Genomic DNA, 15,014 nt, shown 5'->3' with positions numbered 1-15,014 from the left:
CCCCGGCGTTCCGCGCCGGGGGCTTTTTCATGCGCATCTGGGGGATGCTGATCGCCGTAAGTCTGGGGCTTCTGGCTCCGGCATTCCCGGCTGCGGCGCAGGACGCCGAGAGTCTTCGGGCGACAGCGGAGACCACGCCCGAGATGCTGGCGCTCGATGCCCGGGCGTCCACGGCAATCGAGGCGCAGGACTGGGTCGAGGTCGAGGCCGCCATTCGCCTTTTGCTGCCGCTGGAACGGGTCGCCTATGGACCCGATGATCCGCGCGTGTCGGCGAGCCATTCCTGGATGGCGACTGCGATCCGGCTTCAGGGTCGGGCATTCGCCGACTATGAGGCCCATCTGCGTGAACGGCTGCGGATCGCGGAGCATCATCCGACGGATCGGGACGGCCTGGGTGCCGCGCGGGCACAGCTGGCCTTCGCGCTTGTCGAGGCGGGCCAACCGGCCGAGGCCGTTCCGATGTTCGAGGGCGCTCTCGAAGTCCTGTCCGTGCGGGCGGCTGCGGACCCGGACCTGTTGACCGTTCGCAACAGCCTGGCCGACGCCCTGTCGGCGGTGGATCGCAAGGCCGAGGCGGTGGTCCAGCTTCAGGCCGTGCTCGCCGCTGTGGGCGACGGTGACGACGAGTCGACGAAGGCGGCCGCCGCCAACCGGCTGGCCGTGCGACTGTACGAACTCGCGCGCTACGCCGAGGCCGAGCCGGCCTACAGGCTGGAGCTTGAATCGCGCGAGGCGGCTGGCGGTGCGGACGCCCCCCATGCCGCGACCGCCGCCTACTGGCTGTCGGAAACGCTGAAGAAGCTGGGGAGAGGGGCCGAGACCGAACCTCTGCTGGTCCGGATTCTTGAGCTGGAGGGCGAGGCGAACGGGCAACAAAGGGTGTTGAGCGACGATCAGGTGGCACGGTCGGCACTGGACCTGGGCGTCCTGCGTTACCGCAATGGGCGGACGGCCGAGGCGGAAGCGCCGTTCCGGACCGCTGTCGCCCTGCGTCGCCGTGAGCCGGTCACGCCCGCGCTGCTGTTCTCGCCGGTCTCGTGGCTGGGTTTGACGCTGCGAAATCTCGATCGCCCGTCCGAGGCCGAGCCGGTCCAGATCGAGGCCGTCCGGCTGGCCGAGTCCATACACGGCGAAAACGATCCCGCCGTCGCGGTCCAGTTGTTCAACCTGGGGTCGACCTATCTGGACCAGTACAAATACATCGAAGCCCTGCGCGTCCTGCGCCGCGTGGTGGCGATCGACGATGCTGCGGGCGGGGCCAAGGTCCGCTCGATCGAGGCGTTCGGTCTCGCCGCCAATCGCACGGGGCTCTATCAGGAAGCCGAGGCGGCGCGCCGTCGCGCACTCGCGATGCGCCTGGCCGAGGCTCCGTCCGATCCCGTCGCGATCGCGCGGGCTCGCCTTCACCTTGCTGGAACCCTCTATGCTCAGGAGGCCTTTGCCGAGGCCGAGGTGTACCAGTTGCAGACCCTCGGCGACGCGACCGATTCCAAGGTCCGCGCGGACGCCCTCACCGACCTGGCTATGACGACCTACAACCTTGGGAGAACCGTTGCTGCTGAAACCCTGTTTCGGGATGCACTCTCAGCGACGGAACAGGCGTATGGCGCGAACCACGCGGCCACGGCGGGAGCCATGTTGCGACTGGCCAATGCGATGGGGGCGAGAGGCGACTGGTCGAGGGCCGACTCGCTGCTGGCGCGTGCAGCGGAACTTGCTGCGGCCTCGAATGATCGAATTCTGCTGGCGAGCATCCATCTGGCGCTCGGCGCGGCCTTCAGCGACACCGGCCAGGCCGACCGCGCCATGCGGCATTTCGGTATGGCTTTCCAGATACGGCGTGAGCTGTTTGGCGCAGGTCACCCAGACACGGTCGACGTCGTCCAACGTATTGCGCTCGAGATGGTCGAACAGGGAAAGTTTACCGAGGCCGAAAGCTACCTCAGGTCTCTGCTCGATCTGCGAGAACGAAGGTTCGGCCGGGATCATCCCCAGACGGCAGATACGCTTCAGGAACTGGCGCTTGCGATCTTCATGCAGGACCGATTCGAGGAGGCGATACCCTTGATGCGTCGGGCACTGGCGATCATGGAGACCGACGACGACCCGCGTAACCGGATCCGGTTCGGCATGAACCTGGGGGTCACCCTGATCCGGGCCGAGCAACCCGATCAGGCGCTGGTTGTCCTGCGCGCCGCCGCCCGGTCCCTGCTGGAGCGTGTGGGCGGCCAGGCGACGGGCGTGGAAGGGCGATCCGACCTCAACGGCTTGCGTTATCTGTTTCGCAACTCCGTCCGTGCGGCATGGGATGCGTCCATGCCGCTTGAAACCGGGCCTCTGTGACGCGATATCCAAGGTCAAGCCAGACGCGTGCTGATTCGGGCGCGCCACAATCATCGAGAAGGCCAGAATGCGCGATCCGATCGACTACATCTCGAACAACCTCGTCCCCATGGTGGTGGAGCAGTCCAGCCGGGGCGAGCGGGCCTTCGACATCTTCTCGCGCCTGTTGCGTGAGCGGATCATCTTTCTGACCGGTCCGTTCGAGGACGGCATGGCGTCGCTGATCTGCGCCCAGCTGCTGTTCCTGGAATCGGAGAACCCCAAGAAGGAAATCTCCATGTACATCAACAGCCCCGGCGGTCAGGTGACCTCGGCGCTCGCGATCTACGACACCATGCAGTACATCAAGTCGCCGGTCTCTACCGTGGTCATGGGCATGGCGGCCTCGGCTGGCTCCCTGATCCTGACGGCCGGTGAGGCGGGCCAGCGCATTGCCCTGCCCAACGCTCGCATCATGGTTCACCAGCCCTCGGGTGGGTTCCGGGGTCAGGCGTCGGACATCGAACTGCACGCCGCCGACATCCGCTACACCAAGCGTCGCCTCAACGAGATCTATGTCCACCACACGGGCCGGACCTACGAGGAGGTCGAGAAGACGCTGGACCGCGACCACTTCATGGACGCCGAATCGGCCAAGGCCTGGGGCATCGTCGATCACGTCTACGACAAGCGCACCGAAGCCGAAGCGGACGGTATCAAGACCGTCTGACCCCGCTTCAATGACGAGGAAAGGGCGCGCCGGGATCGGCGCGCCCTTTTCATTTGTGATAACAGGACACCATGCAGCACACCCGCGATCTCAAAGGCGTCGTCCATGTCGATGGCGATGACTATGCCTGGGAAGTCCGTCGCCAGCCCCAGCGCACCACCGGCAACGAATGGCAGGGCATCGGTATCGCCCTGCGACAGGTCGACGCCCAGCGCGAGGCCATCGTCCAGTTTCCGATGGCGATGCGGGCCAACGGAGCCCCCAACTTCGAGCGCCAGCGGATCAACGTTGAAGCGGTGAAGAACGCCGTCGCTTCGGCGATTGCGGCGGGGTGGGACCCCACCTCTCGGGGCAAGGTGGTCGTGTTCGATGTGGATGCTGACGGGAACTGACGTCAGGCTTCGGGCATGACCGGCACCATGTTCTCGACCGGGGTCGTCGGTTTGACGCCGGGGGGCAGTGCGGTGGGGGCCGGCTGTCCGCCCGATCCAAGAGAGCGGATGTAGCGATAGACCGCGCGCTTGTCGGAATCGCTCATGGCACGGACCGAGGGCCAGGGCATCGGTGGCGCGGCCCGGCGGGTGGCCAGCATTTCGACCCAGGCGTCCTCAGTCATTCCGGCCGTCGTGATGCGCAGGTTGTTGGCGTAGGTCACGCCCCAGGGCCCGGCGTATCCGACCGGATTGCCCATCAGCCTCTGCGTCTCAGGGACATCACCGCCGGTCGGGGCGAAGCCCGGCGTATGGCAGTCATTGCAGCCTCCGACCGCAACGAGGTAGCGACCCTGATCGATGTCGGTCGCAGCGACCACGGAAGGCGACGACGTTATCGCGGCGGGTTCGGAGGCTCCACAGCCGGCAAGCCCAAGAGCCGGCAGACAGGCCAGAAGTGCGATGCGCATCGTGAAACTCCCCCAGGTCCAACCCTGAGGAAATCAGCCGAACGGCGTAACGTCAATCACGCGCGACGACGTTCAACGTCGGCCGGGCCGCTCTGTGAACACCCTGAAACCGGCATGCTCCGCCATCGCCAGCATCTCGGTATCGCCGGAGGTGTCGCCATAGGCGGCCACGACCCTGACATCGTCGCCATAGGCCGCCTTCAGGCGCTGCACCTTCTCCTCGCCACGGCAGTTCGGGCCGGTGAAGGCCCCGGTCACGCGGCCGGCCTCATCGAAGGTCAGGGACGTCCCCAGCAAGGCCTCGGCACCCAGTCTTCGAGCAAACGGAGCGACCGTTTCCTCGGGCGAGGCGGTGACGATGACACGGTGTGCGCCCCTGGCCCCCCAGTCGTTCCAGCAGGCCAGGGCGTCCGGCCGCATGAATCGGGTCCAGACATCCTGGGCAAACGCCTCCGCCTCGGCGGCCAGGGTCGCACGATCGACGCCGCCGAGAAACTCGCGCACCGAGGCCGCCTTGATCCGCCCCCGGTCGCGGTCCCGTGCATAGGTGGCCACCGCCGGGGCCAGCTTTACCAGACCCACCGCCCAGCCGCGACGTCCGGCCCGCCAGCGCAGGAAGGCGGTAAAGCTGTCGCGAATCGTCAGAGTGCCGTCGAAATCGAAGGCGACGATGGGTCGGCCGTCCTCGGTGCTCTGGCGGTCCCGTGCTCGCGTCCCCATGTCACTCATCCGCCGCAGTCCCCGTCGACATTGAACATCCCCCCAATCATCACGAACTGCTCAACCGGGCGGGGTTGTGACGAGCGGCCGGATGGTTGATTGTCATTTTTTGAATATCTTCGCGTCCATAGTGGTGGAATCAACGCGAAGGAAGCGTGTCGGTCGCAGCCGTCCTTAACGGAGCCGCAACCCCACGAGATTGAGAAGGGTCCATGACCAAAGCCGCCGGAACCGACGCCAAGAGCACTCTGTACTGCTCATTTTGCGGCAAGAGCCAGCATGAAGTCCGCAAGCTGATTGCGGGCCCGACCGTCTTCATCTGCGATGAATGCGTCGAGCTGTGCATGGATATCATCCGCGAAGAGCACAAGATCGGCTTCAAGAAGTCGACCGATGGTGTTCCCACGCCCAAGGAAATCCGTGAGGTCCTCGACGACTATGTGATCGGCCAGAGCCACGCCAAGAAGGTGCTGAGCGTCGCCGTCCATAACCACTACAAGCGCCTGAACCACGCGACCAAGAACAACGACGTCGAGCTGGCCAAGTCCAACATCATGCTGATCGGCCCGACGGGCTCCGGCAAGACGCTGCTGGCCCAGACGCTCGCCCGCATCATCGACGTGCCGTTCACCATGGCCGACGCCACCACCCTGACCGAGGCCGGTTATGTGGGTGAGGACGTCGAGAACATCATCCTGAAGCTGCTCCAGGCCTCCGACTACAACGTCGAGCGGGCCCAGCGCGGCATCGTCTACATCGACGAAATCGACAAGATCTCGCGCAAGTCGGACAACCCCTCGATCACCCGCGACGTCTCGGGCGAGGGCGTGCAGCAGGCCCTGCTGAAGATCATGGAAGGCACCGTCGCGTCGGTGCCGCCGCAGGGTGGCCGCAAGCATCCGCAGCAGGAGTTCCTGCAGGTCGATACCGCCAACATCCTGTTCATCGTCGGCGGTGCCTTCGCCGGGCTGGAGAAGGTGATCTCGGCGCGCGGGGCCGGGGCGTCGATCGGCTTCGGCGCCAAGGTGTCGAACGTCGACGAACGCCGCACCGGCGACATCCTGAAGGGTGTCGAGCCCGACGACCTGATGCGTTTCGGCCTGATCCCCGAGTTCATCGGCCGTCTGCCCGTCTTGGCGACGCTGGAAGATCTGGACGAAACGGCCCTGGTCACCATCCTGACCGAGCCCAAGAACGCCCTGATCAAACAGTACAAGCGCCTGTTCGAGATGGAGAATGTCGGCTTGACCTTCACCGACGACGCGCTCAACGCCGTCGCCAAGAAGGCCATCACGCGAAAGACCGGCGCGCGCGGCCTGCGTTCGATCCTGGAAGGCATCCTGCTCGAGACCATGTTCGAGCTGCCCACCTTCGAGGGTGTCGAGGAAGTTGTCGTCAACGCCGAGGTCATCGACGGCAAGGCCCAGCCCCTGCTGATCTATGCCGAGAAGAAGAAGACGGCCGACGGCGCGGCGTAAGGCCAAGGCGTCAGCCTGAACGATCAAAGGGCGCATCCTCGCGGGTGCGCCCTTTTCATTGGAGTGTCCGATGTCCCCTGACCACGATCCCGACGCCGACTCCGGCGGCTATGACGCCGAGGACTGGTCGCGGCTGACGGCCTTCACCGGCAAGGTCGCGACGCTTTACGACGTCCAGGCCAGGCGGGCCGTGTTCGCGCTCGACGACAGTGAGCGGCCGTGGCCGATCGACATGGACCTGCCTCAGCCGGTGATCTGGTGGGAAGAAGACGGGGAACAGGCCGCCGTCGCCGTCCAGGCCGAGAACCACACCAGTCCTGACGGCGAGGAGATGGAGGTTCTGGGCCTGATCCTGCCGGACGGGTCGGCGGCCGTGGCCCTGCTGGAGGACGTCGATCTGGTCGATGACACGGACCCGACCTGGCGCGCTCTGGTGGATGCCGCCGTCGACATGAGCGCGGCCGACGATCCGGACTGAACCGGCCGTTCAGACGTCCAGCGGCCTCAACGGGGTGTCGGCCCGCAGGTATAGCGGGTGTTTGGTGCTGCCATCCGCGTTCTGGCCGAAGCACCACAGGGGGATGCTGTCCTCGCGCAGGGCCTCGATCAGGGCCCGGCCCGCCGGAGCCAACGCCTTGTTGAGCTTGCCGTGGCACAGGACGACCTGGTCTGCCCCGGCCGCCGCTGCGCGGATCGTCGGCAGGTTCTCGGGCGATGAGGCAACGACGCCGGGTGCCAGCAGCATCTTCGGATCAGTGGCGCGATAGTCGCCGACATTGGCCTTGACCATGGCGTCAAAGCCCTCGCGCTGGGCGAAGGTCCATTCTCGGGCGCAGGTGGGGTCGTTGACGGTGGCGTCGGCCGTGGATGGGTTCATGCCGATGAACAGGATGTAGCGGTCGGGAAAGTCGTCGCCGAGCCAGCGTCGCATCAGCTGGCGGTATCGGCCGTCGGCGCTGAAGGTCGCGTCGCCCCTGACCCCCGCCATGAGCGCCAGCCGGACCTTGCCGCCCGGGTCGTGGAGGTCGGCGGTCATCGCACAGACCCATCCATGTAGAGGCGCACCGCCTCGTAGTCCTGCAAGACGACATGCGCGCCGGCCTCAGCCAGCTGCTCGCCATGGCCGTCGCGGATATGGCCTCCCGCCAACAGCCCGACGACGGTCATGCCTGCCGCAACGCCAGCCTGGACTCCGGGGACGCTGTCTTCGATCACCAGGGTCCGGTCGGGTGCGAAGCCCATTTCGCTTGCGGCATGCAGGAACAGATCGGGGTGCGGCTTTCCGCGCGTCACATGGACCGCGCCGCTGTAGATCGGGCCTGCCTGCTCCAGCGGAACACCCATGGTCGCAAGGCCCAAGGTGATCCAGTCCGGCGGGCTTGAGGATGCGATACACCGGGGCTTGTCCAAGTCGGCCATGAACGCGGCCGCACCCTCGACGGGCTGCAATGCAGTCGCCGCCCGATCGTGACACAGCCGCGTCCAGTCGCCGAGCGTCGTCTCCGGGCAAGATCGCCCCAGTCGAGCCTCGATTTCCGGCCGACAATCCAGCCAGCGTCGCCCCATGTACAGGACCAGCGCCTCGTCCAGGGTCGTCGGCAGGCCGATCCCGGTCAGGACTTCGGCCATGGCCTGGCTGCTCAGCAGTTCGCTGTCGGCAATGACGCCATCGTAATCGAGGATGACGAGGTCAAAACGGCTCACGCCCGCTCCGCGACCTTGGCCGCGTCCCACAGGCCGTCCATTTCGGCGAGGTCCGACTGGTCCGGGGTGCGGCCGTCTTTGGCCAGCGCCGCCTCTATGAAACCGAAGCGGCGCACGAATTTGGCGTTGGCACCGCGCAGGGCGTCTTCGGGCTCGACGCCCAGCTTGCGGGCCAGGTTGGCCACGACGAACAGAAGGTCGCCCACCTCGTCGCGGGCCTTTTCGAGGTCTCCGGCGGCGATCTCGACGCGCAGTTCGGCGACCTCCTCATGCAGCTTGTCGAACACCTCGTCGGTCGAGGGCCAGTCGAAACCGACGCGGGCGGCGCGTTTGGTCAGCTTGGCCGCGCGAGCGAGGGCGGGCAGGCCGACCGGCACGTCGTCGAGCACGCCGTGCTGCGCCTTCGACGCCCGTTCGGCGGCCTTGATGTCTTCCCAGCGGGCCTTCTGTTGCACCGCGTCAGCCTTGGCCGTTTCGTCAGCGAACACATGAGGGTGCCGCCGCACCAGCTTGTCGGACATGGCGTTCGCGACATCGTCGAAGTCGAACAGCCCGGCTTCCTGGGCCATGCGGGCGTGGAACACCGCCTGGAACAGCAGGTCGCCGAGCTCGGATTTCAGCTCGTCCATGTCTCCGCGCTCGATCGCGTCGGCGACCTCATAGGCCTCCTCGATCGTATAGGGGGCGATGGTGGCGAAGGTCTGGGCCACGTCCCAGGGACAGCCGACCTGGGGGTCTCGCAGCCTGGCCATGATGCCGTTAAGGCGCTCGATGGGCGTCATGTGGGAGCCACCACCTTGAGCGCCTCGGCGGCCTCCCGCGCGTCCAGCTCGGCGCGAATAGCGCCGTGGCGGGCGGGCGTGAGCGGGTATTTATGGAGCGCCAGGGCGGCCATGGCGATCAGTGCGGCGGGGGCGGCGACGAACATCACCTGCAAAAGCAGCAGGGAGGTCGCGCTGTTGCCGCCCGCGGGCTCCACGGCCTGAAACCCGATCCAGCCCAGAACGGCATAGGGGATCAGGGCGAAGACGTGGCCCAGTTTGGTGGTCGCCGACAGGATGGAGAACATCAGCCCCGTCCGGTCCACGCCCGTCTCCAGCCGGATCTCGTCCCCGGCATCGGCCATCATGGCGCGCAGCAGGAACAGGCCCGCTGCATAAGGCAGGCCGGCCACGAACATGGCACCGGCCGTCAGGGCAAACGATCCCCCGGGCAACAGGGTCGCGCCGAAGTACAGGGCGGCGAAGATCAGGCTGGCGATGATCAGCGCCTTGGCCTTGCCCACCTTCGTCGACAGCCAGGCCCAGATCGGCGATCCGACCAGCCCGCCGATGAAGTACAGCAGCATGAAGATCGAGGCCTCGGTCCGGCCGTATCCCTTGATCTGATCGAAGAAGAAGAACAGCAGGGCCCCGGTGATGCCGGGCGCGACACCCAGCAGCAGGTCGGCGACCAGCAGCTTGGACACGCTGGGGCGCTTCAGCAGATCGAAATAGGCGGAGAAGCCGCCGTGGGGCGTGTGGCCGGCATTGACCGGCTCGGGCACGACGAACAGGGCCAGCCCCACGGTGATCGGCAACAGGGCGATGATGGTCCAGCCCATGATGTGGACACCGGCGACATAGTCCCCCAGCCCCAGCTGAACCACGGCGGCGGGCAGGATCAGGATGGCGATCACGCCGAGGATGTTGAAGGCCTGCCACCAGGCATAGACGCGACTGCGCTGGTCATACTCGGGGGCCAGGACACTGGCCCAGCCGAGCTGGCCCAGTGTCCCGACGGAGAATCCCAGATAGAGCACCAGCAACCAGAGGAAGAGGTAGCCCGGTCCGGCACCCGGCTGGACGAGCACGAACATCATCAGGGCGGACAGCATCAGGATGGGCGTCGAGACCGCCATCCACGGCCGGTAGCGGCCGAACCGGGTGCGGGTCCTGTCCATGGCCGCGCCGATGAAGGGGTCGAAGACGATGTCGATGGCCCGGACCGCCATGAAGACATAGCCGACCATGGCGATGTCGATGCCGACATGGCTGGCGTAGAACTCGGGCAGGGTCACCGGCAGGGCCACGCCAAAGGCCGCCAATGGCAGGCAGACTGCCGAGAAGGCGGCCAGCACGGCGTTGGAACGGCGGGCTGTGGTCGAGGACATCGCGCGGATCCGGTCGGCCGGCCGGAGGAATCGGCCTGATCCGCTTATCGCAGCTTTGAGCGGGGTCGCGCAGGGGGTTTTCCACTTGCGAGGCGAGGGATCGTGGGGCTTGCTTCCGGGATGATGCTTCGGGCCTTCTTCGCCGTCGTCACGGTTTCGCTGACATTGCTGGGCGGAGTCGCACAGGCGCAGACTTGCGACAGTTCCGGCGATGCGTGGTCCGGCCAAGCCTTCGCCAACGCCGTGTCGGTCTATTCGCTGGAGTGGTCGCCGTTCGGTCAGGCGGAAATAGGGTGGGAGACCTATGTCCCGCTGCTCCAGCACGAACTGCGCACCGACTGCGGGCCCACCACGCCGGACTTCGCCGCCGCCCTGGCCCAGTGGCAGGGGCGATATGCGCTGACGCCGACCGGCGTGTTCGATCAGGCGAGCTTTGCGGTGCTCAAGGGCGTGTTGCAGGAGCGGCGGCCGTTCGTGATGGCCCGGACCCGCGACGAATGCCCGGATCCGCCACCCTTGCTCGAGCTCGGCTATCTGTCGGAAGAGGAGGAGCACGCTGATCGTCTGACCCGGCTGCTGCGCCGCGACACCCTGGCCGCCTATCGCGATATGGTCGCGGCGGCCCGGCGCGACGTGGCCGAGACGCGCGCCAATCCCGAACTGCTGCAGATTTTTTCCGGCTTCCGCGATCCGGAGACCGATGCGGCACGCTGCGCCGAGCAGCGCAACTGTGACGGCGTGCGTCGCGCGGTCTGTTCGCCGCACCGGACGGGAGCGGCCGTCGATCTGTTCGTCGGGCAGTTGGAAGGGTTCGGGGTGGATTCGACGACGCCCGAGGCTCGACTGGTCCTGACGCGGGGGGCGACCTATCGCTGGCTGGTGGCCAATGCCGGGCGGTTCGGGTTCGTGCCCTACCTTTACGAGCCGTGGCACTGGGAGTTCGTCGGCAGGCCCGGCGGGTGATGCGGGCGCTGACAGGTAGCGAGCGGCGACTGGCGCGGTCGGCCTTGGGGGATGCTGTTCGCCTCGACACGGTTCGGCTGGTCGGGAGCCCGTGGCCGTTCGACCGGGCCTTCGTGCCGGGGACGGTGGCAGGGCGAGACTGGATCGTCTGGCCGGCACGTGGCCTGCCCGACGACATCGCGGTGGCACCGATGGCGGTACAGGCGATGTTGATCCATGAACTGGTTCACGTCTGGCAGGCGCAGGCCGGGGTGAACCTGCTGCTCGCCAAGCTGAAGGCCGGCGACGGACCGGCGGCCTATGGCTACGTCGCCGATGACGATTGCCGGTGGGACGGGCTGAACATCGAGCAGCAGGCCATGACGGTCGAGCACCGGTTTCGCCGATCGCGAGGGCAGGCGACGCCAGGAGACGAAGCCTTTTATGCCCGGGTCTGCCCCTTCGAGCCCGTCTTCGAAACCTAGCGTTTCGATCCGGAACCTTGATCGCGGGCGGGGAGAGCCTAAATCCGCTACAGACGCTGTTACGATAGCGCGTCGCGATTTTTGCAGGAGCGCCCCATGGCGAAGGTTCTGGTTCTCTATCACTCCACCTATGGCCACCTCGAGACGATGGCGAATGCGGTCGCCGAGGGCGCGGGCTCGGTCGAGGGCGTGACCGTCGACATCAAGCGTGTGCCCGAAACGGTGCCGCACGACCTGGCCGTCGCCTCCCATTACAAGTTGGACCAGGCGGCACCGATCGCGACGGTCGATGAGCTCAAGAATTACGACGCCATCATCGTCGGGGCCGGGACGCGGTTCGGGACGATGGCGTCGCAGATGCAGGCCTTCTGGGATACGACGGGTGGTCTGTGGTTCTCGGGGGCCCTGGTCGGCAAGGTGGGCGGTGCCTTCACCGCGACCGCGACCCAACATGGCGGCCAGGAAACGACCCTGACCGGTTTCCACAAGACCCTTTTGCACCATGGCCTGGTCGTGGTCGGACTGCCCTACAGCTATCAGGAGCAGATGACATTGGACGGGATTCATGGCGGCAGCCCCTATGGTGCGACGACGATCACGGGCGGCGATGGCTCGCGTCAGCCCAGCGAGATCGAGCTCGGCGGCGCGCGGTACCAGGGCCGACACATCGCCGAGATTGCCAGGAAGCTGCACGGCTGAACCATGACACAGCCCGCCATCTTCTTTGGTCACGGTTCGCCGATGAACGCGCTCGGCGGGCCCTATGTCGCGGCCTGGCGTGAGCTGGGCGAGGCGATCGGCAAGCCGAAGGGCGTCGTCATGATCTCGGCCCACTGGGAGACCCGTGGGCTGGGGGTGACGGCGCAGGCGAGGCCGGAAACCATCCACGATTTCGGTGGCTTCGGCCCGGAACTGCATGCGATGCAGTACCCGGCGCCGGGGTCGCCCGATCTGGCGCGGCGGGTGTCCGAGCTGACCCGGGCCCATGCGGTCGAGACCTGGGGTCTGGATCACGGGACCTGGTCAGTGCTGGTCCATGTCTGGCCCGACGCCGATGTGCCCGTGGTGCAGCTGTCGCTGGACCGCACCCTGAGCGCGCGTCAGCACTATGAGCTGGCCAGGGCGCTGAACCCGCTGCGGGACGAGGGGATCGTCATCGCGGGATCGGGCGACTTCGTTCACAATCTGCGGACCTGGAAACGGACGGGCGATGACGGGCCCTATCCGTGGGCGGTGTCCTTTAACGAGGCGGTCAAGGCGGCCTTCGCGCGTGGGGACCATGCTGCCCTGATCGACTGGGTCGACCTGGCCGAGGATGCGCAGCTCAGCGTGCCGACGGATGAGCACTACCTGCCGCTCCTCTATGTCGCGGCGCAGGCGCGGCCGGGGGATGAGGTCTCCTTCTTCAATGACGAGATCACCGGTGGGTCGATCTCGATGACGAGCGTTCGGATCGGCTAAGCCGCCTCCGCCAGCTTCTGGATCGCGACGTAGTCGGTCTTGCCGGTGCCCAGGACGGGCAGTTCCTTGACCTTGAGGATCTTCTTCGGCACCGCCAGGTCGGGGGCGCCGTGGTCGCGGGCCCATTCGGACAGGCGGCCGGACTCGGCGTCCTGACGGTCGGTGACGAGGACCAGTTTCTCGCCCTTGCGGCTGTCGGGGATGGAGACGACGGCGTGGCGGCCTTCGGGCCAGACGGCGGCGGCCAGGCCCTCGACGGCGGTCAGGGAGACCATCTCGCCACCGATCTTGGCGAAACGCTTCACCCGGCCCAGGATGGTGACATAGGCCTCGTCATCCACCGCGCAGATGTCGCCGGTGTCGTGCCAGCCGCCCTCCAGAGGATCGATCACGTCGGGATCGCCGGGCGACAGATAGCCCTTCATGACGTTGGGGCCGCGAAGGTAAAGTCGGCCACCCTCGGGAATGCCGGGGACGGGGTCGAGACGATACTCCATGCCGGGCATCAGCTGTCCGACGGTGCCGGGTCGATTGCGTTCGGGATGATTGACGGCGACCACCGGGGCCGCCTCGGTCGCGCCATAGCCTTCCAGCACCAGCACGCCGCCGAACCTGGTGTTGAACAGGTGCCGCGTCTCGTCGCGGACACGCTCGGCCCCGGCGACCACGAACTTCAGCGTCGAGAAGTCGTCGGGGCCGGCGACGCGGGCGTACTGGTTCAGGAAGGTGTCAGTGGCGAACAGGATCGAGGCGCCGACCTGGGGCAGCAGTTCGGTGATCTGCTTGGCGTGAAGCGGCGAGGGGTATTGGAAGGCCTTCAGCCCCTGCAACAGGGGCAGCAACACACCGCCGGTCAGGCCGAAACAGTGGAAGGTGGGCAGGGGGTTGAACATCACCCAGTCGGGGTCGAGGGGGATGTGGGTGTTGATCTGGCGGCAGTTGGCCACGAGGTTGCCCTGGCTCAGCACCACGCCCTTGGGCGCGCCGAAACTGCCCGAGGTGAACAGGACGACGCCCGGATCGGACGCCTTGGTCGGGGTGCGGAAGCGTTTGGGCAGAAGGCCGGCCATCAGGCCGAACAGCTTGTCCTGAAGCCCGATCGTGCCGCGCAGGTCGTCCAGCCAGACGATCTCGGCGACCGTGGCCAGTTCGGCCATCAGATCGTCCAGCTTGGCCTGGGTGACGAACCGCTTGGCCGACAGGATACGTTTGACGCCGGCGGCCTTGATGGCGGCCTTGATGTTGGCCTCGCCCGAGGTGAAGTTCAGCATGACCGGCACGCGCCCGAAGGCGTGCAGGCCATAGAAGGTCACGACCACGCCCACCGATGACGGCAGCAGGATGGCGACCCGCTCGGCCGGTTCGGTGAACCCTGCGATCTTGCGTCCCAGCACGAAGGCGGCGCGGATCAGGCCGGTATAGGTCAGGGGCTTGCGATCCTGATCCTCGAGGATTTCCTTGTCGCCGAACCGCTCTCGCGCGGCGATGAGGGCGTCGAAGATGGGCTCGTCACTCGCCTTGGGATCCAGACCGGGCCGCAAACGCATCTCCTCTCGAGGCTTGTGCCGCCCCGTCACTTGAACGGGCGGACCCTAGTGCCGGGGCCGGCGATTGAAAAGATGCGTTACGTTGGGTGAGGGGGATGGTTGATGACTGGGTGGCTGGTGGTTGGTGGTTGTCGCATGCTCGACGCCACGCCATGGCGGCAGTGAGCGCCGCAGCCAGACGCACCAATCACCAATCACCAATCACTCTCACACACGCCTCTTCGTCCTCACGCGATCTCTCGCTGAAGCGATGGGAAGGGCCGGCGGAGCGTCCGGGCCTTCGCCCGGAAAGAGATAGAAAATACCGTTTCGGCGAAAGACAGACGCTCCGCGTATGTGGTTTTCCAGGAGCTGTACGGCTCGTGTCGCCACGAACCAGCGGGGGTATTAGCCCCTTGCCGCTATCGCGCCCCCGACGGGAGGGTGATGCCCTTGCAGCATCATCCCCTGAACGATCCGACTACCTGCGCCGGACCCTTTGACGGTCCGGGGCGACGCAGTTCCGGAAAAAACTGCGCCGGCATTCCCCGGTCCGATCCCGCTCCACACACCCCCGCCGCAACAAGATCG

Annotated in this window: 16 protein-coding genes; 9 read left to right on the top strand and 7 right to left on the bottom strand. The window is 66.4% G+C overall.

Annotation, left to right across the window (positions count from 1 at the left end):
- Window positions 1–29 precede the first annotated feature (29 nt).
- The 3 genes from JHC99_RS04390 to JHC99_RS04380 all read left to right on the top strand — a co-directional run bounded on the left by JHC99_RS04390 (window position 30) and on the right by JHC99_RS04380 (window position 3,446).
- Window positions 30–2,345 (top strand): tetratricopeptide repeat protein, encoded by a 2,316-nt coding sequence (locus JHC99_RS04390; protein ID WP_292152245.1) that lies wholly within the window; start codon window positions 30–32, stop codon window positions 2,343–2,345.
- A 67-nt stretch (window positions 2,346–2,412) separates the two neighbouring features.
- Window positions 2,413–3,054: an ATP-dependent Clp protease proteolytic subunit gene (locus JHC99_RS04385; RefSeq protein ID WP_271144539.1), complete on the top strand. Its 642-nt coding sequence runs from the start codon at window positions 2,413–2,415 to the stop codon at window positions 3,052–3,054.
- 71 nt (window positions 3,055–3,125) lie between these two features.
- The gene (locus tag JHC99_RS04380) at window positions 3,126–3,446 is read left to right on the top strand and encodes a hypothetical protein (protein WP_292152244.1); all 321 of its coding nucleotides are present in this window, start codon (window positions 3,126–3,128) and stop codon (window positions 3,444–3,446) included.
- Window positions 3,447–3,448: 2 nt separating this feature from the next.
- Here JHC99_RS04380 and JHC99_RS04375 read toward each other — a convergent pair whose 3' ends face one another.
- Both JHC99_RS04375 and JHC99_RS04370 read right to left on the bottom strand, forming a co-directional pair.
- Window positions 3,449–3,955 carry a cytochrome C gene (locus JHC99_RS04375; RefSeq protein WP_292152243.1) on the bottom strand — a complete coding sequence of 169 codons (507 nt, stop codon included), beginning with the start codon at window positions 3,953–3,955 and terminating at the stop codon, window positions 3,449–3,451.
- Between the two features lie 72 nt (window positions 3,956–4,027).
- Entirely contained in the window at window positions 4,028–4,675 is a 648-nt protein-coding gene (locus JHC99_RS04370) for an HAD-IB family hydrolase (protein WP_292152242.1), read from the bottom strand.
- 212 nt (window positions 4,676–4,887) lie between these two features.
- Here JHC99_RS04370 and clpX point away from each other — a divergent pair, with 212 nt between their 5' ends.
- Window positions 4,888–6,153: an ATP-dependent Clp protease ATP-binding subunit ClpX gene (clpX, locus tag JHC99_RS04365; protein WP_292152241.1), complete on the top strand. Its 1,266-nt coding sequence runs from the start codon at window positions 4,888–4,890 to the stop codon at window positions 6,151–6,153.
- Between the two features lie 70 nt (window positions 6,154–6,223).
- Window positions 6,224–6,631 (top strand): hypothetical protein, encoded by a 408-nt coding sequence (locus tag JHC99_RS04360; protein WP_292152240.1) that lies wholly within the window; start codon window positions 6,224–6,226, stop codon window positions 6,629–6,631.
- A 9-nt stretch (window positions 6,632–6,640) separates the two neighbouring features.
- On the opposite strand, the gene JHC99_RS04355 is transcribed toward JHC99_RS04360, so the two are convergent.
- Genes JHC99_RS04355 through JHC99_RS04340 form a run of 4 tightly spaced genes read right to left on the bottom strand, consistent with a single transcriptional unit; the run spans window position 6,641 to window position 10,009 of the window.
- Window positions 6,641–7,189 (bottom strand): DUF1643 domain-containing protein, encoded by a 549-nt coding sequence (locus JHC99_RS04355; RefSeq protein WP_292152239.1) that lies wholly within the window; start codon window positions 7,187–7,189, stop codon window positions 6,641–6,643.
- Window positions 7,186–7,857, bottom strand: a complete 672-nt coding sequence (locus JHC99_RS04350; RefSeq protein WP_292152238.1) for an HAD-IA family hydrolase — start codon at window positions 7,855–7,857, stop codon at window positions 7,186–7,188. Before JHC99_RS04350 ends, JHC99_RS04355 begins: the two co-directional genes overlap by 4 nt.
- The gene (gene mazG / locus JHC99_RS04345) at window positions 7,854–8,639 is read right to left on the bottom strand and encodes a nucleoside triphosphate pyrophosphohydrolase (protein ID WP_292152237.1); all 786 of its coding nucleotides are present in this window, start codon (window positions 8,637–8,639) and stop codon (window positions 7,854–7,856) included. The genes JHC99_RS04350 and mazG overlap by 4 nt, the downstream gene beginning before the upstream one ends.
- Window positions 8,636–10,009 (bottom strand): MFS transporter, encoded by a 1,374-nt coding sequence (locus JHC99_RS04340; protein ID WP_292152236.1) that lies wholly within the window; start codon window positions 10,007–10,009, stop codon window positions 8,636–8,638. The genes mazG and JHC99_RS04340 overlap by 4 nt, the downstream gene beginning before the upstream one ends.
- 102 nt (window positions 10,010–10,111) lie before the next feature.
- On the opposite strand from JHC99_RS04340, the gene JHC99_RS04335 reads away from it, so the two are divergent.
- From JHC99_RS04335 to ygiD, 4 genes are all read left to right on the top strand, one after another.
- Window positions 10,112–10,972, top strand: a complete 861-nt coding sequence (locus tag JHC99_RS04335; protein WP_292152235.1) for a D-alanyl-D-alanine carboxypeptidase family protein — start codon at window positions 10,112–10,114, stop codon at window positions 10,970–10,972.
- Entirely contained in the window at window positions 10,972–11,436 is a 465-nt protein-coding gene (locus JHC99_RS04330; protein WP_292152234.1) for a hypothetical protein, read from the top strand. The genes JHC99_RS04335 and JHC99_RS04330 overlap by 1 nt, the downstream gene beginning before the upstream one ends.
- A 96-nt stretch (window positions 11,437–11,532) precedes the next feature.
- Entirely contained in the window at window positions 11,533–12,135 is a 603-nt protein-coding gene (wrbA, locus tag JHC99_RS04325; RefSeq protein ID WP_292152233.1) for an NAD(P)H:quinone oxidoreductase, read from the top strand.
- A gap of 3 nt (window positions 12,136–12,138) precedes the next feature.
- Complete coding sequence (gene ygiD, locus JHC99_RS04320; RefSeq protein ID WP_292152232.1) at window positions 12,139–12,897, top strand: 4,5-DOPA dioxygenase extradiol; 759 nt, start codon at window positions 12,139–12,141, stop codon at window positions 12,895–12,897.
- On the opposite strand, the gene JHC99_RS04315 is transcribed toward ygiD, so the two are convergent.
- A complete protein-coding gene (locus tag JHC99_RS04315; RefSeq protein WP_292152231.1) occupies window positions 12,894–14,444 on the bottom strand; it encodes an AMP-binding protein in 1,551 nt (516 codons plus the stop codon). The genes ygiD and JHC99_RS04315 overlap by 4 nt on opposite strands.
- Between the last annotated feature and the right edge of the window lie 570 nt (window positions 14,445–15,014).

Origin of the sequence: Brevundimonas sp. (assembly GCF_016463485.1) — a bacterium.
Taxonomy (GTDB): Bacteria; Pseudomonadota; Alphaproteobacteria; order Caulobacterales; family Caulobacteraceae; genus Brevundimonas.
The sequence above is the reverse complement of the archived record's forward strand: the minus strand, read 5'-3'. Positions and strand labels throughout refer to the sequence as shown.

What these genes read in the sequence shown, in the direction of transcription:
- JHC99_RS04390 (WP_292152245.1), top strand. Translation starts at nt 30, where the DNA reads ATGCGCATCTGGGGGATGCTGATCGCCGTAAGTCTGGGGCTTCTGGCT.
- JHC99_RS04385 (WP_271144539.1), top strand. Translation starts at nt 2,413, where the DNA reads ATGCGCGATCCGATCGACTACATCTCGAACAACCTCGTCCCCATGGTG.
- JHC99_RS04380 (WP_292152244.1), top strand. Translation starts at nt 3,126, where the DNA reads ATGCAGCACACCCGCGATCTCAAAGGCGTCGTCCATGTCGATGGCGAT.
- JHC99_RS04375 (WP_292152243.1), bottom strand. Translation starts at nt 3,955, where the DNA reads ATGCGCATCGCACTTCTGGCCTGTCTGCCGGCTCTTGGGCTTGCCGGC.
- JHC99_RS04370 (WP_292152242.1), bottom strand. Translation starts at nt 4,675, where the DNA reads ATGGGGACGCGAGCACGGGACCGCCAGAGCACCGAGGACGGCCGACCC.
- clpX (WP_292152241.1), top strand. Translation starts at nt 4,888, where the DNA reads ATGACCAAAGCCGCCGGAACCGACGCCAAGAGCACTCTGTACTGCTCA.
- JHC99_RS04360 (WP_292152240.1), top strand. Translation starts at nt 6,224, where the DNA reads ATGTCCCCTGACCACGATCCCGACGCCGACTCCGGCGGCTATGACGCC.
- JHC99_RS04355 (WP_292152239.1), bottom strand. Translation starts at nt 7,189, where the DNA reads ATGACCGCCGACCTCCACGACCCGGGCGGCAAGGTCCGGCTGGCGCTC.
- mazG (WP_292152237.1), bottom strand. Translation starts at nt 8,639, where the DNA reads ATGACGCCCATCGAGCGCCTTAACGGCATCATGGCCAGGCTGCGAGAC.
- JHC99_RS04340 (WP_292152236.1), bottom strand. Translation starts at nt 10,009, where the DNA reads ATGTCCTCGACCACAGCCCGCCGTTCCAACGCCGTGCTGGCCGCCTTC.
- JHC99_RS04330 (WP_292152234.1), top strand. Translation starts at nt 10,972, where the DNA reads ATGCGGGCGCTGACAGGTAGCGAGCGGCGACTGGCGCGGTCGGCCTTG.
- wrbA (WP_292152233.1), top strand. Translation starts at nt 11,533, where the DNA reads ATGGCGAAGGTTCTGGTTCTCTATCACTCCACCTATGGCCACCTCGAG.
- ygiD (WP_292152232.1), top strand. Translation starts at nt 12,139, where the DNA reads ATGACACAGCCCGCCATCTTCTTTGGTCACGGTTCGCCGATGAACGCG.
- JHC99_RS04315 (WP_292152231.1), bottom strand. Translation starts at nt 14,444, where the DNA reads ATGCGTTTGCGGCCCGGTCTGGATCCCAAGGCGAGTGACGAGCCCATC.